The organism is Phreatobacter sp. GW821-FHT04C01, from assembly GCF_059420385.1.
Genome location: NZ_JBWKTP010000011.1, coordinates 160,583 through 175,486, shown reverse-complemented (window position 1 = coordinate 175,486; position 14,904 = coordinate 160,583). Strand labels below are relative to the sequence as shown.

Below are 14,904 nucleotides of genomic sequence, written 5' to 3'. Positions count from 1 at the left end.
ATCAGTCCACGTGCCATGGCGGCGGGCAGACACCTTCGCGCGCCAGCTCGTCCCAGACATTGCAGGCATCGACCAGGACCGGGCCGCCGCAGGGCAGGATCACATAGGAAACACCCTCGGCGATCTTGGCGGCGCTGGCGCCCAGGGCGAAGGCACGCTTGAGGTGGAAACGCATGCCGTCGCGCGACTTGCGGGCGGCATGGCCGACAATGAGCGCGATCTCGGCGATCAGCTCCGGCAGGTCGCCGCGCGCGGCCTCGACGATCCTGGCGTAACGGGCCTCGATCTCGCCGGTATCGACCCAGCGCGACCAGCTGGTCGAGAAGGCCATGACCGGAAAGGCCTCGACCGCGCCGGCGATCGCCATGCAGTCGTGGATCTGCGCCCGCGTCAGGCCGGATTCCTCGGCGCGCGGCATGTGGATGTCGCCATAGGCCTCGCGGGCGGAGGCGAGCAGCACCAGCCAGACCACTTCCCGCTCGAAATAGGTGAAGCTGCGCTCGACCAGCGTCAGTTCCCGGTAATAGGCGTCATAGGCCTCCATCAGGTCGGGATCGTGGGCGCAGAGCATGCGGTGATAGGGCAGCAGGTAGCCCCGGGTCGCCTGGGCCTTGGCCAGCGCCTCGGCGCCGCGCGCCTTGCGCGCTTCGGCGGTCATCTCTTGCTTCTTGATGAAGGTCATTCGTCGGTTCCCAGATAGGCGGCGATGACGCGCGGATCGCGCGTCACCGCTTCAGGTGTCCCTTCGGCGATCAGCACGCCGGTCTCGAGCACCATGACGATGTCCGAGACGCGCATGACCGCGCTCATGTCGTGTTCGACCAGGAGAACGGTCGCCCCGGCGTCGCGGATGCGGCGGAGGATGTCGACCATCTCGGCCGTCTCCGTGTGGTTGAGGCCGGCGCAGGGCTCGTCGGCGAGCAGCAGCGACGGGCGGGCGGCGAGCGCGCGCGCCACTTCCAGGCGGCGCAACTGGCCAACCGTCAGCTCGCGCGCCTCGCGGCCGGCGAGGTCGCTCAGGCCGGCGATGTCGACGGCATGGCGGGTCACCGCCTGAACGTCGCGCGGGCCGGTGCGGCCGAACAACGCGCCGATGCGGACGTTCTCCAGGACCGACATGGCCGGAAACGGCTTGGCGATCTGAAACGCCCGGGCGACGCCCTGCTGAGCGATGCGCTCCGGCGAGATGCCGGTGATGTCGCGTCCCTCGAAGACGATCCGGCCCTGGTCCGGCGGGAAATAGCCGGTCAACAGGTTGAAGAAGGTCGATTTGCCGGCGCCGTTCGGCCCGATCAGGCTGCAGATCGAGCCCTTGGGCACCGACAGCGACACGTCCTGGATCGCCTTCAGGCCGCGGAACGACTTGCTGAGGTGGGAGACGGCGAGAATGGGGCTGTCCATCATCACTGCTCCCGGCGCCGCTTCGCCCGCAGGCGATAGCCGTCATAGAGGCCGATCAGCCCGTTCGGCGCGGCGAGCACCAGGACGGCGATGAGCAGGCCGGTCATGAACATGTGGATGTCCAGGAGCTCGCCGAGCAGCACCTGGGTGACCAGCGTCATCAATCCCGCGCCGAGGATCGGCCCGACGATCGTGCCCATGCCGCCGAGCAGCGAATAGACGATGACGTTGAGATTGAACTCGTTGCGGAACACCGAATTGCCGGTGATGTAGCCGAGGTTCTGGGCATAGACGACGCCCATCAGCGCGGTGAGCATGGCCGAGACGACGAAGGCCTGGATCTTGTAGCGCGTCGTCGGCACGCCGAGCATGCGGGCCGTGTCCTCGTCCTCGCGGATCGCCAAGAGGCCGTAGCCGATGCGCGCGTGGCGCACGCAAATGGCGGCGATGACGATCAGTAAGGTCGAGCCGAGCAGCGCCCAGTAGTAGAAATTCTCAGGGCTGACGCCGCGCGGCACGATGTCGACGAGATTGAGGCCGATCGCACCGCGGAAGGCGTCGACATTGCTGATCAGCTCGTAGCAGACCTGGCTGACACCGAGCATCGCGATGGCGAAATAGATGCCGCGCAGGCGCAGGATCGGCCAGGCGATGATCAGCGCGAGCAGGCCGTTGGCGACCAGCGCCGCCACCAGCCCGGCGGTGAAGGCGGCCCAGGGGGCGGCCGCCGGCATCGCCGCCTGGGTCAGCGCCGCCACGAAGGCGCCGGTGCCGACGAAGGCGGAGTTGCCGAAGCTCCAGTAGCCGGAGAAGCCGCCGAGAATGGTCCAGGCGACGGCGAGGCCGGCGGCCAGGATGAACAACTGGCCGACCCGCACGCTATAGGGGGCGAGCATCAGCGGCAGCAGCGCCAGGATCAGCGCGCCGGCCACCGTGACGGCAATGCCGGTCCAGGCGGCACGCGGCGAGACGAAGCCGATCATCGCGACCCCCGGAAGCTGTGGCCGAGCAGTCCGGCGGGGCGGGCGATGAGCATCAGCACGAGCAACAGGAACATCATGGCGTTGGGGAAGGCCGCGCCGACGAGCTGGGCCGTGGTCGTGTTGACGATGCCGAGGATCAGGCCGCCGATCAGCGCGCCCGCCGGGCTGCCGATGCCGCCGAGCGTCACCACCACGAAGGCATTGACGGTCCACAGCGTTTCGTCGGGCGGCGAGAACGGCATGACGAGGCCGATCGCCACGCCGGCAGCCCCCGCGAAGGCCGCGGACAGGCCGCAGGTCATGGCGAAGACGTGGCGGACATTGACCCCGCAGAGGGCCGCGGCCTGCTCCTGCTGGGCAGTGGCGCGGATGACCCGGCCGAGGCTGCTGAAGCGCAAGGTCGCCGCCAGGAGGCAGAGCAGGACGACGCTGACCGCCAGCGCCGCGACGCGGGTGAGGCCGAGCGTGACCTCGCCGAAATTCAGCGCGTCGAAGGCATAGGACGGGGTGATGCTCTTGAAGTCGGGTGAATAGACCAGCACCAGCGCGTTGCGGATCATCAGCGCGCAGCCATAGGTCAGGAGCATGGAGGCGAGCAGGCTGGCACGCTGCGTCGCCCATTGAATGACCGTGCGCTGGAACAGATAGCCGAGGCCGAACATGACGAGCATGATCGCCGGCAGCGCCACCAGCGGGTCGAGGCCGGTGAAATGCCAGATCGACCAGGCGGCATAACCGCCGATCAGCACGAAGGCGCCGTGGCTCAGATTGACCACGCCGAGCACGCCGAAGAGCAGCGAGAAGCCGACCGCGGCGAGCGAGAACAGGCCGCCGAGCACCAGCCCGTCGGCAAGCGTTTGCAATGACAGCATGGGGATCGCCTTACCGGGCGCGCTTCGAGGCCCAGGTCGGCGCCGGATGAACCGCCGCCGCGGTCTTGGCCGCCTCCGGGAAGATCACCTCGGGCTTGCCTTTCAGCACCTGGCCGACGGTCGAGCCGAGCAGGATCGGGTCGCCGTCGCCATCCGCGGTGAACTTGATCCGGCCATAGAGCGAGTCCACGTCGAGGCCCGCCAGGGCGTCGCGGACCTTTTGCGGATCGAGCGAATTGGCCGCCTTCATGGCATGGACATAAGCGACGATGCAGGCGGCGCCCGATGCCGTGTGATAGGCGATGTCGCGGGTGAAATGCTTGCGGTAATAGTCGGCGAACTGCTGCGCCGAGCCGAAGAAGGCGTCCTTGTAGGGCGCGCGCTCGTCCCAGAACTGCTGGAAGAACAGGGCCTCGCCAAAGGCGCCGAGCGCCTCGCGGAAGCTCTGCAGCTGCGGCCCCAGCGACAGGTAGAGCAGGGGCACGTCGACATTCGACGAGATCAGCTGGCGCGCGATCAGGAGCGAGTTCTGGTCGTGGGTGGTGCAGAGCAGCACATCCGGCTTCTTGGCCCGCACCTGGTTCACCAGGTTCGACGCGTCGGTGATGTTTTCCGGCAGCGTCAGGACGTCGTTGATCGGCAGTCCCTTGGATTTGCCATAGGCGATCATGCCTTCGGCCAGCGTCTTGGAAAACGCGTCGTTGGACATGGCGACCATGATCGATTTCGGCGCCGGGTTCAGCACCTTGAAATATTCGACGGTGTTGTAGAGCTGGCGCGAGGCGCGCGGGAACATGCAGAAGATGTTCTTGTAGTTCTGGGTATAGATCTGGTCGGAGGCGCCGCCGGTCTGCATCATCGGCTTCCTGGCGCGCTCGACGATGGCCGCGGTCGGCAGGACGATGTTGCTTCCGAAGGAGCCGAGAAAGAAGTCGACGTTCTGGTCGAGGTGGCGCTGGATCAGCGTCGAGGCCCGGGCCGGGTCGGAGGCGTCGTCGAACAGCCTGACCTCGATCTTGTAGCGCTTGCCGGCGATCTCGACGCCGCCCAATTCCTCGTTGAAGAATTTCTGCGCGGTGAGATAGCCGTTATTGACGTTGAGACCGGTTTCGGCCGCGCGTCCCGACAGCGGCACCGAGCCGCCGATGACGATGGTGTCGGTGGTCTGCGCCAGGGCGCGGCCGGTCACCAGGGGCGCCGCGACGGCGGCGCTGCTCAGTTTCAGGATCGAACGGCGGTTCAGCATCATAATCCCCTCAAAGCCCCTCAAAGGTCACGGCCAGGCGCGTTTCGCGCGCCATGTGCCGAGGATCCGAAGGAGCCCGCCGGAGAATGGTGTTCGCCCCATGTTCGGCCTGGCGGAGGATCTCTTCTGCCCCTGCACGGAAGCGGAGGATGACGATGCCATGACGGCCGATAAAGACTGGATGCCGCATTGGATTTATGTAAGCTCTGCATAAATGGACACCTTGCAGGCCTATCGCGCCTTTCTGCGCGTCGCCGAGACCGCCAGCTTCAGCCGGACGGCCGAGGAGCTGCGCCTGCAGCAGTCGCATGTCAGCCGGCTGGTCGCCGGCCTCGAGGCGCAGCTCGGCGTCCAGCTGCTGCGCCGCACCACGCGCTCGGTCACGGTCACCGAGGAGGGAGAGCGGTTTCGCCTCCGGCTCGCGGCGATCCTGGGCGCGCTCGACGAATGCGAGACCGAGATCCGGCACCGGAAGGCCGAGCCGGTCGGCCTGATCCGCGTGGCCTGTCCGACCACGCTCGGGCGGGTGGTGATCGCGCCGATCGTCCACGCCTTCCTGGAGCGCTACCCGAAGACCCGGGTGGAGCTGCTGATGAACAACAATCTGGTCAATCTCGCGGGCGACGGGGTCGATATCGCGGTGCGCGTCGGCCGGATCTCGGACAGCGACCATCCGAGCCGCATGCTCGGCCATGTCGAGCAGCGCCTGGTCGCCAGCCGCGCCTATCTCGACCGGGTCGGCCCGATCGTCGAGCCGCTCGACCTCGCCGACAAGAATTGCCTGTGCTTCGCCTCGAGCGGCGGGGTCCAGGTCTGGCGCTTCGCCCGGGACGGGGTGATCCGCTCGGTCGGCGTGCAGGGCGACTTCATCGCCAATGACGCGGAAACCCTGATGGCGCGCTGCATGGCCGGGTTCGGACTGACCCTGCTGCCGGGCTGGCTATTGGCGAGCGACCCTGCCGCCAAACGGCTGGTGCGCGCCATGCCCGACTGGGCCGGGCCGGCCATGCCGCTGCACGTGCTCTGCGCCCACCGCAACCATCGGCCGCTGAAGATCCAGGCCTTCCAGACATTCCTGGAGACGCATCTGAAGAAGCATCTGGTGGCGGCGGCGCCGGTGCACGGCGCGACCGCCGGTCTGCCCGCGGGGTCGGTTCAACTCACCTCGAACCAGGCCACCAGCGGGCCCTGATCGTCGCCGATCGCCTGGGCCGAGATGATCCATTTGCCGGGATTGTCGGCCTGGAAGGCGATGCGCGCGGTCTGGCCGGGCGCGACCATGACGGTGTCGAGGAAAAACGGCTTCCAGCCGTCGTCGAGTCCGTCAAGCAGGCGCGCCTGGTGGCCGTGCAGGTGAACCGCCTGGAACACCCTGGTGTCGTTGCGCAGACCGGCCATGACGACCGTGCCGCGGCGCACCTTGAAGGCCGGCTGAGGGCCGGGCGCCCGGTCGGCGCGGCCGTTGAAGGCGGTGGCGCCCGCCGGCCTCGGCTCGATGCCGAGGTCGAGCCGGAAGGCGCGCTGGAATTCCATGGTCTGGGCGATCGGATTGGGGCTCAGCGGCGGCGGGGCCCCGAGCGGCTCCGGCCGGGCAGGGGCGTCGGCCGAAATCGCCAGGGTGCCCTCGAGCGTCGCCCCGGCGAAATTGGTCACCTCCAGCGGCACCTGCGTGCCCGGCGCGCCGGTGACATCCAGCATGACCTCGGCGCGCTGGCCAGGGCCAAGCACGACGCGGGCCTGTTCCAGCAGAAAGGTTTCGCAAGGCTGGCCGTCGAGCGCCATCAGCGTCAGGGGCTGGCCCGGAATGGTGAACTGCATGATGCGGGCATGGGCGGCATTGGCGATGCGCAGCCAGATCCGTTCATTGGCGCGCGCCGCGATGGTGAGCGAAGGCTGGCCGTTGACGGTGAGGTGGCGGCCGGCGACGCCGGGGGCCGCCTGCGGCTCCAGCACGAAGCCGGGCTCGGCAATGGCGCCGGAGCCGTCGAGCGCCCAGTCGTCGAGCGCCAGGGTCAGCTCGCGGTCGGCGGTCGGCAGGCTCGGGCCGTCGACGATCAGGAGCCCGGCGAGGCCGCGGCCCATCTGTCCGGCGCCGAACTCGGGGTGCCAGGGGCGATAGAGAAAGGTGCCGGCATCCTGCGGCGTGAAGGCGATGTCGAAGCTCGCGCCCGGCGCCACCGCCTGCTGGGTCAGGCCGGGCACGCCGTCCATGCGGTTGTCGAGGCGCATGCCGTGCCAGTGCAGGGCCGTCGGCTCGTCCAGGCCGTTGACGAATCGCAGCCGGAACGCCTCGCCGCGGCGGGCGCGCAGCGTCGGCCCGGGATTGACGCCGTCATAGCCCCAGACCGGGGTGGCCGGCAGGTCCGGGCCACGCAGCCTGGCTTCGCCGCGCATGGCGGTCAGCGTGCGCGGCCCGGCCTGCGCCAGCGCCGGCCGGCCCGCCGCGGTTGCGAGCAGCGCCTGGCCGGCGGCAAGCCCGAGCCCCTGAAGCGCCCGGCGGCGGCTGATGCACGTCGAAAAGGGCATGGAGCGCTCTGCCTCGGCTTGAATCGGCCTCCCTCTTATCATGGGCTGAACCTGCCGGTCGCCCCGGGGGGCGGGGCTCGTATTGCGTCGCTTCGGCGCAGCCACCGGCCGCACGGGCGACGCCTTGCGGCGGGCTATCCCGCGCCAAGTCCGCGCGGCTGTCATTTTTTTGATGCATGCGGGAAAACCCGGTGCTAAGAGGCCGCGCCCGGTGGCGGTCTGCGCCTACCGGGACGAGAAGCTATTTTCGAGCGGCCCTCGGCGGGCGTGGTGGAATTGGTAGACACGCGGGATTTAGGTTCCCGTGGCGAAAGCCGTGGGGGTTCAAGTCCCTCCGCCCGCACCACCAACCGATCGGGACCGGTCCACAGACCACGAACACGAAAGAAACTGAGCCATGCAGGTGACAGCCACCCTGTCCGAAGGTCTGAAGCGCGAATTCCGCGTCGTGGTTCCCGTGACCGATCTCGCCGCGCGCGCCGACGCACGGCTCGACGACCTCAAGGGGCGCGTCAACATCAACGGCTTCCGTCCCGGCAAGGTGCCGGTGCAGCACCTGAAGAAGCTCTATGGCAAGTCGGTGCTCGCCGAGACCATCGAGGCACTGGTCGGCGAAGCCAACAAGAAAATCATCGACGAGAACGGCTTCAAGCTCGCCATGGAACCGTCGGTGAAGCTGCCGGAGGCCCAGGACGAGGCCCAGGCGGTGTTCGACGGCAAGGCCGACCTCGACTACACCGTCGCCTTCGAGGTGCTGCCGACCATCACGCTGGCCGATTTCAAGGGCATCAAGGTCGAGAAGCCGGTGGTCGAGCCGGGCGAGGCCGACATCCAGGCCATGCTCGAGACCATGGCCAAGCAGAACCGTCCGTTCGAGCCGAAGACCAAGGGCAAGGCCGAGGCTGGCGATCGCCTGACCGTTTCCTTCGTCGGCACGATCGACGGCGAGAAGTTCGACGGCGGCACCGCTGACGACATCCAGGTCGAGATCGGCTCGAACTCGTTCATCCCGGGCTTCGAGGACCAGCTGGTCGGCGTCAAGGCCGGCGACGAGAAGGTGATCAAGGTCAAGTTCCCGTCGAACTACATGGCCCAGCAGCTGGCCGGCAAGGACGCCGAATTCGCCACCACGGTGAAGAGCATCGAGAAGCCGGGCGAGCGCGTGATCGACGACGAGTTCGCCAAGATGGTCGGCTTCGAGGATCTCGAGAAGCTGAAGGGCGCGATCACCGACAAGCTGAAGGACGAATATGCCAGCGCCTCGCGCCGCAAGGTGAAGCGCGTGCTGCTCGACGCGCTCGACGAGAAGCACGCCTTCGAACTGCCGCCGACCCTGGTCGAGCAGGAGTTCGAGAGCGTCTGGCGCCAGGTGACGCAGGATCTGGAATCGCGCGGCAAGACCTTCGCCGACGAGGACACGACCGAGGAAAAGGCGCGCGAGGACTATCGCAAGATCGCCGAGCGGCGGGTTCGTCTCGGCCTCGTCCTTGCGGAGATCGGTGACAAGGCCCAAATCAAGATCAGCGACGAGGAAGTGACGCGCGCGGTCGTCGAGCGGGCCCGTCAGTTCCCTGGCCAGGAGCAGCAGGTCTGGGACTATTATCGCAAGACGCCCGAAGCACTTGCTTCGCTCCGCGCCCCGATCTTCGAGGAGAAGGTCGTGGACTACATCCTGGAACTCGCCGAAGTGACCGAGAAGGTCGTCTCCAAGGACGATCTCCTGAAGGACAACGAGGACGAGGAGGCCGCGTAAGCGGCCCCCGCGACCTCAGCTTTCGTCCTGGGTCGGTGAGGGGCCGCGCGCCACGCGGCCCCTTCGCACGTTCGGTGGGGATCGGGTTCACCTGGATAACGCGATCCCGTTAGGATTGCGTCAAAGAGAATCGGCGAAAGACACGCCGGAATGGGCTCCTTGAGGACTTAAGACGATGCGAGATCCGGCCGACACCCTGATGAACTATCTCGTCCCGATGGTGGTCGAGCAGACCAACCGCGGCGAGCGGTCCTACGACATCTATTCGCGCCTGCTGAAGGAGCGCATCATCTTCCTGTCGGGTCCGGTCGAGGACGGCATGGCGACGCTGATCGTCGCGCAGCTCCTGTTCCTCGAGGCCGAGAACCCGAAGAAGGAGATCAGCATGTATATCAACTCGCCGGGCGGTGTCGTCACGGCGGGCATGTCGATCTACGACACCATGCAGTTCATCAAGCCGCCGATCACCACGCTGTGCATGGGCCAGGCCGCCTCGATGGGTTCCCTGCTGCTGACCGCCGGCGCGCCCGGCCAGCGCCTGGCGCTGCCGAACTCGCGCATCATGGTGCACCAGCCCTCCGGCGGCTATCGCGGTCAGGTCACCGACATCCTGATCCACGCCGAAGAGGTCAAGGAGCTGAAGCGGCGGCTGAACGAAATCTACGTGAAACACACCGGACGCAGCCTCAAGGAAATCGAGGAAGCCCTCGAGCGCGACAATTTCATGTCGGCTGCCAAGGCCAAGGAGTTCGGCCTGATCGATCAGGTGATCGAGCAGCGTCCCGACGAGGCCGACGCGACCAAGAGCTGAGGCCGGCAGTGCATGGTCGCCGCGCTCGTGTCACTTTTGGGACACATGCTGCGGCCCAAGGATTGCATAGTCTCACGATGGCGTGTGACGGGCTTTACCAGCCCCTCGCATGTGACGAAATAGCGTTAATCATTTCTTGATCCGGGTCGGGCCACCATGGTTGGCTAATCGACCAGCGGGCGGACAGGCCCGGATCCGAGAGCTCAGGAGGCGATCCCGAAAGGGGGATGCCTCGCATCAAAGAGCCCGCATGTTTCGCGGGTTCGCGTGGAGAGACAGATGAGCAAAGCCGGCAGCGACGCAAAGAATACGCTCTACTGCTCGTTCTGCGGCAAGAGCCAGCACGAGGTCCGCAAGCTGATCGCGGGCCCGACGGTGTTCATCTGCGACGAGTGCGTCGAGCTGTGCATGGACATCATCCGCGAGGAATCGAAGTCCGCGCTGGTGAAGTCGAAGGACGGCATCCCGACGCCGAAGGAAATCTGCAAGGTCCTGGACGACTACGTGATCGGCCAGTTCCATGCCAAGCGCGTGCTGTCGGTGGCGGTGCACAACCACTACAAGCGGCTCAACCACGCGACCAAACACAACGACGTCGAGCTGTCGAAGTCGAACATCCTGCTGATCGGACCGACCGGTTCGGGCAAGACGCTGCTCGCGCAGACGCTGGCCCGCATCCTCGATGTGCCGTTCACCATGGCGGATGCCACGACCCTGACGGAAGCCGGCTATGTCGGCGAGGACGTCGAGAACATCATCCTGAAGCTGCTCCAGGCCTCCGACTACAATGTCGAGCGGGCGCAGCGCGGCATCGTCTATATCGACGAAATCGACAAGATCTCGCGCAAGTCGGACAATCCCTCGATCACCCGTGACGTCTCTGGCGAGGGCGTCCAGCAGGCGCTGCTGAAGATCATGGAAGGCACGGTCGCCAGCGTGCCGCCCCAGGGCGGCCGCAAGCATCCGCAGCAGGAATTCCTGCAGGTCGACACCTCGAACATCCTGTTCATCTGCGGTGGCGCCTTTGCCGGCCTCGAGAAGATCATCTCGACCAAGGGGCAGGGCACCTCGATCGGCTTCGGCGCCAAGGTGCGGGCACCGGAAGATCGCCGGACCGGCGAGATCTTCCGCGAGGTGGAGCCCGAGGATCTCTTGAAATACGGCCTCATCCCGGAATTCGTCGGCCGCCTGCCGGTGCTGGCGACGCTCGAAGACCTGGACGAGTCGGCGCTCAAGCGGATCCTGACCGAACCGAAGAACGCGCTGGTGAAGCAGTATCAGCGGCTGTTCGAGATGGAGAATGTCGACCTGTCGTTCCACGAGGACGCGCTCGGCGCGGTCGCCCGCAAGGCGATCGACCGCAAGACCGGCGCGCGCGGGCTGCGCTCCATCATGGAGAGCATCCTGCTCGACACGATGTACGACCTGCCGGGCCTGGAAGGCGTCGAGGAAGTGGTGATCTCGGATGAGGTGGTGCAGGGCAAGGCGCGCCCGCTCTACATCTATTCGGAGAAGGAAAAGGCCGCGAGCGCCTGAGGCGCGGCGCGACCACGGACGATCGGAAAGGCGGGCTTCGGCCCGCCTTTTTCATTTTGGCACAGTCCGGGGGCCAGGACGCCGCGACCGTCCCAAAACGGAAGGCGGCTAAAAAAGAAAGGCGGGCCGGGGGCCCGCCTGAAGGTGGAGGTCTGCGGAGGAAAGGGTCGGCTGCGATGGCTCAGTCGTAGCTGAAACGGGTGCCGCGGCCGGTCCAGGTCAAGGTGACGTTGCTCACCTGGCACAGGTTGATTTCGCGGGCTTCGGACTTGTCGCCGTCGTCATAGACGATGCGCAGGTCGAACATGCAGGCCTGGGTCCGGCGCGGGAAGGTGATGTTGCGGCGGGTGCCGGACGGCATCACGCCGTCGCCGAGAATGTCGCGGCCCCAATTGTTGTTGGCCGACGGGCTGACATAGACCTCGTTGACCTGGAAGCCGGTGCGGTTGATCAGCGAGAAGTTCTGCTGGGCCTGCGCGAAGGCTTCGGTCGAGGCGACCACCGAGGCTGCGGCAAGGGATGCAAGGAGAAGGCGGCGGTGCATGGGGAACTCCCGTGAGGTGCTTGTAGGGCCGAATGACCGCGCCGAGACCCTGGCCGTGTCGCTGCGGTCCCTTGCCGCCGGTCCGGTGCGATCCTTGCGGATGCGGCGGTCTGGCGGGTTCGGCCGGCGGCCCGTCCCCCTCGTCGAGGCATGGCCATTGACTAGGGTCCGAATGTTTCAGGGTTTCGCCGTGCCGCGCCACGTCATGTGGCGGCCGAATGCGATTGTTTCAGCCGTGTGACCGGCGTCCGGAGGGCCGCCGCGCCGGCCGATCCCGCGGCGCCGGACCGAGCCATGCGCCCAGGGACTGCCGGCCAACTTGTGGGCGCTGCACAAACGACCCCATCGGCTGCCTTGACACCTCATGGGTGCACCGCCACCTAATGGTGACCGACAGACCCCCGGGCAGGGTTCATGCCAGGGGTCGGCCAAGCGCCACGAGCGCCTTTGGGTTGCCGCACCGGCTCCCCAGCAGGGCCTCATTCCCGCCGCCGTCCCCGCGCGACATATGTGGCAAGCAGGTCCATGCCCCGGATCATCCGAGCGCCGTGTCGGGACGGGCCCATAAGGGCCGTTTTCAGCGGCGTGTCGAGCAAAGGACGAGAGCATCATGAGCGAGACCAAGAAGCGTCCGCCCCTCACCCCCGGCGAAGTGAAGAGCTTCCCGGTCCTGCCGCTGCGCGACATCGTGGTGTTTCCCCACATGATCGTGCCGCTGTTCGTCGGTCGCGAGAAATCGATTCGCGCGCTCGAGGAGGTGATGCGCGCCGAAACGCATATCCTGCTCGCCACGCAGATGAACGCGCAGGACGACGATCCGGCGCCCGAGGCGATTTATGACATCGGCACGCTGGCCAGCGTCCTGCAGCTGCTGAAGCTGCCCGACGGCACCGTCAAGGTGCTGGTCGAGGGCGTCACCCGCGCCAAGATCGCCGGCTATTCGACCCGTGAGGACTTCTACGAGGCCGAGGCCACGGTCGTTGCCGACGAGATCGGCGACAAGGTCCAGGTCCAGGCCCTGGCGCGTTCCGTCGTCACCGAGTTCGAAGGCTATGTGAAGCTGAACAAGAAGGTCTCGCCCGAGATCGTCTCGGTGGTCGGCCAGATCGAGGATGCCTCGAAGCTCGCCGATACCGTCGCCTCCCATATCGCGGTCAAGATCTCCGACAAGCAGACCGTGCTGGAGACGCTCGACGTCGCCAAGCGCCTGGAAAAGGCGCTCGGGCTGATGGAGAGCGAGATCTCGGTCCTGCAGGTCGAGAAGAAGATCCGCACCCGCGTGAAGCGGCAGATGGAGAAGACCCAGCGCGAGTATTATCTCAACGAGCAGATGAAGGCGATCCAGAAGGAGCTCGGCGACGAAGAGGGCCGGGACGAGCTGGTCGAGCTGGAAGACAAGATCAAGCGGACCAAGCTGTCCAAGGAAGCCCGCGACAAGGCCCATCACGAGCTGAAGAAGCTGCGTCAGATGTCGCCCATGTCGGCGGAAGCGACCGTCGTGCGCAACTATCTCGACTGGATGCTGTCGCTGCCCTGGGGCAAGAAGTCGAAGATCAAGAAGGACCTCGCGGGGGCCCAGTCGACGCTCGACAACGACCATTTCGGGCTCGACAAGGTCAAGGACCGCATCGTCGAGTACCTGGCCGTTCAGCAGCGCGCCAACAAGCTCACCGGTCCGATCCTCTGCCTCGTCGGTCCTCCCGGCGTCGGCAAGACCTCGCTCGGCAAGTCGATCGCCAAGGCGACGGGACGCGAGTTCGTGCGCATCTCGCTCGGCGGCGTGCGTGACGAGGCCGAGATCCGTGGTCACCGGCGCACCTATATCGGTTCGATGCCCGGCAAGATCATCCAGTCGATGAAGAAGGCCAAGACGGCGAACCCGCTGTTCCTGCTCGACGAAATCGACAAGATGGGCCAGGACTTCCGGGGCGATCCCTCGGCGGCCCTGCTGGAGGTGCTGGATCCGGAGCAGAACGCCACGTTCAACGACCATTACCTCGAGGTCGATTTCGACCTGTCGAGCGTCATGTTCGTGACCACGGCCAATACGCTCAACATCCCGCCGGCCCTGCTGGACCGGATGGAGACGATCCGTATCGCCGGCTATACCGAGGACGAGAAGCGCGAAATCGCCAAGAAGCACCTGATCCCCAACGCCATCAAGAAGCATGGCCTGGCGGAGAAGGAATGGTCGATCGACGACGAAGCGCTGATGACCGTGATCCGTCGCTACACCCGCGAGGCGGGCGTGCGTAACCTCGAGCGTGAAATGTCCAATCTCGTCCGCAAGGCCGTGAAGGACCTGACTTTGACCAAGAAGAAGACGGTCAAGGTGACGCCCAAGGTGGTCGAGGATTATCTCGGTGTGCCGCGCTATCGCTACGGCATGGCGGAGACCGAGGATCAGGTGGGCGCGGTGACGGGCCTGGCCTGGACCGAGGTCGGCGGCGAGCTGTTGACCATCGAAGCCGTGATGATGCCCGGCAAGGGCCGCATGACGGTGACCGGCAACCTGCGCGATGTGATGAAGGAATCGATCAGCGCGGCGGCATCCTATGTCCGCTCGCGGGCCATCGACTACGGCATCAAGCCGCCACTCTACGACAAGCGCGACGTGCACGTGCACGTGCCGGAGGGGGCAACCCCGAAGGATGGCCCGTCGGCGGGCATCGCCATGGCCACCGCCATCGTCTCGGTCATGTCGGGCATTCCGATCCGCAAGGACATCGCCATGACCGGCGAAGTGACGCTGCGCGGGCGGGTTCTGCCGATCGGCGGCTTGAAGGAGAAGCTGCTGGCGGCGCTGCGCGGCGGCCTGAAAGTGGTGCTCATCCCCGAGGAGAACGCCAAGGATCTGGCGGAAATCCCGGACAATGTGAAGAACGGCCTGGAAATCATCCCGGTCGGGCGCATGGACGAGGTGCTCAAGCACGCCCTCATCCGCCAGCCGGTTCCGATCGTCTGGGACGAGGACGCGGAGCCGGTGGCATCGCCCAAGACGGGCGATGACGATGCGGCAGCTGCGCTCGCGCACTGAGCCTCACAGGTTGAAACTGTTGAAAGCCCCGGGCCTTGGCCCGGGGTTTTCTGTTGAAAGCCCCGGATTTCATGGCTTTGAGGCGTTGAAAACCCGCGCCAGCCTTGATTTCCGCCCGATCACACGGCACAGGATGTCGTCCTCGCCGGCAATGGAATCCCTGATTCCCGGTCCGGCTAGATCAAGGAGAAAAGC

The 14,904-nt window shown here is 66.2% G+C and carries 12 protein-coding genes and 1 tRNA gene; 6 read left to right on the top strand and 7 right to left on the bottom strand.

The window, feature by feature from the left end; translation table 11 throughout:
• Window position 1 precedes the first annotated feature (1 nt).
• The 5 genes from AC07WJ_RS31400 to AC07WJ_RS31380 are packed head-to-tail and all read right to left on the bottom strand — an operon-like array spanning window position 2 to window position 4,502.
• Complete coding sequence (locus AC07WJ_RS31400; protein WP_494938653.1) at window positions 2-682, bottom strand: carboxymuconolactone decarboxylase family protein; 681 nt, start codon at window positions 680-682, stop codon at window positions 2-4.
• A complete protein-coding gene (locus AC07WJ_RS31395; protein ID WP_494938652.1) occupies window positions 679-1,401 on the bottom strand; it encodes an ABC transporter ATP-binding protein in 723 nt (240 codons plus the stop codon). Before AC07WJ_RS31395 ends, AC07WJ_RS31400 begins: the two co-directional genes overlap by 4 nt.
• A 2-nt stretch (window positions 1,402-1,403) precedes the next feature.
• Window positions 1,404-2,384: a branched-chain amino acid ABC transporter permease gene (locus AC07WJ_RS31390; protein WP_494938651.1), complete on the bottom strand. Its 981-nt coding sequence runs from the start codon at window positions 2,382-2,384 to the stop codon at window positions 1,404-1,406.
• Entirely contained in the window at window positions 2,381-3,256 is an 876-nt protein-coding gene (locus AC07WJ_RS31385) for a branched-chain amino acid ABC transporter permease (protein ID WP_494938650.1), read from the bottom strand. Before AC07WJ_RS31385 ends, AC07WJ_RS31390 begins: the two co-directional genes overlap by 4 nt.
• 10 nt (window positions 3,257-3,266) lie before the next feature.
• Window positions 3,267-4,502 (bottom strand): amino acid ABC transporter substrate-binding protein, encoded by a 1,236-nt coding sequence (locus tag AC07WJ_RS31380; protein ID WP_494938649.1) that lies wholly within the window; start codon window positions 4,500-4,502, stop codon window positions 3,267-3,269.
• Window positions 4,503-4,716: 214 nt separating this feature from the next.
• On the opposite strand from AC07WJ_RS31380, the gene AC07WJ_RS31375 reads away from it, so the two are divergent.
• On the top strand, window positions 4,717-5,694 hold the full coding sequence (locus AC07WJ_RS31375) for a LysR family transcriptional regulator (protein WP_494938648.1): 978 nt from the start codon (window positions 4,717-4,719) through the stop codon (window positions 5,692-5,694).
• Here the strand turns inward: AC07WJ_RS31375 and AC07WJ_RS31370 are convergent.
• Window positions 5,658-7,028 (bottom strand): multicopper oxidase family protein, encoded by a 1,371-nt coding sequence (locus AC07WJ_RS31370; RefSeq protein ID WP_494938647.1) that lies wholly within the window; start codon window positions 7,026-7,028, stop codon window positions 5,658-5,660. The two genes, AC07WJ_RS31375 and AC07WJ_RS31370, sit on opposite strands and share 37 nt — an antisense overlap.
• Before the next feature lie 261 nt (window positions 7,029-7,289).
• On the opposite strand from AC07WJ_RS31370, the gene AC07WJ_RS31365 reads away from it, so the two are divergent.
• From AC07WJ_RS31365 to clpX, 4 genes are all read left to right on the top strand, one after another.
• Window positions 7,290-7,374 (top strand) — tRNA-Leu (locus AC07WJ_RS31365).
• A 51-nt stretch (window positions 7,375-7,425) separates the two neighbouring features.
• Window positions 7,426-8,781 (top strand): trigger factor, encoded by a 1,356-nt coding sequence (gene tig, locus AC07WJ_RS31360; protein WP_494938646.1) that lies wholly within the window; start codon window positions 7,426-7,428, stop codon window positions 8,779-8,781.
• A 175-nt stretch (window positions 8,782-8,956) separates the two neighbouring features.
• Window positions 8,957-9,592, top strand: a complete 636-nt coding sequence (clpP, locus tag AC07WJ_RS31355) for an ATP-dependent Clp endopeptidase proteolytic subunit ClpP (RefSeq protein WP_494938645.1) — start codon at window positions 8,957-8,959, stop codon at window positions 9,590-9,592.
• Window positions 9,593-9,871: 279 nt separating this feature from the next.
• Window positions 9,872-11,128 carry an ATP-dependent Clp protease ATP-binding subunit ClpX gene (gene clpX / locus AC07WJ_RS31350; protein WP_494938644.1) on the top strand — a complete coding sequence of 419 codons (1,257 nt, stop codon included), beginning with the start codon at window positions 9,872-9,874 and terminating at the stop codon, window positions 11,126-11,128.
• Between the two features lie 181 nt (window positions 11,129-11,309).
• Here the strand turns inward: clpX and AC07WJ_RS31345 are convergent, their stop codons facing one another.
• Entirely contained in the window at window positions 11,310-11,672 is a 363-nt protein-coding gene (locus AC07WJ_RS31345; RefSeq protein ID WP_494938643.1) for a hypothetical protein, read from the bottom strand.
• A 610-nt stretch (window positions 11,673-12,282) separates the two neighbouring features.
• On the opposite strand from AC07WJ_RS31345, the gene lon reads away from it, so the two are divergent.
• Window positions 12,283-14,709 (top strand): endopeptidase La, encoded by a 2,427-nt coding sequence (gene lon / locus AC07WJ_RS31340; protein WP_494938642.1) that lies wholly within the window; start codon window positions 12,283-12,285, stop codon window positions 14,707-14,709.
• Window positions 14,710-14,904: the final 195 nt, after the last annotated feature.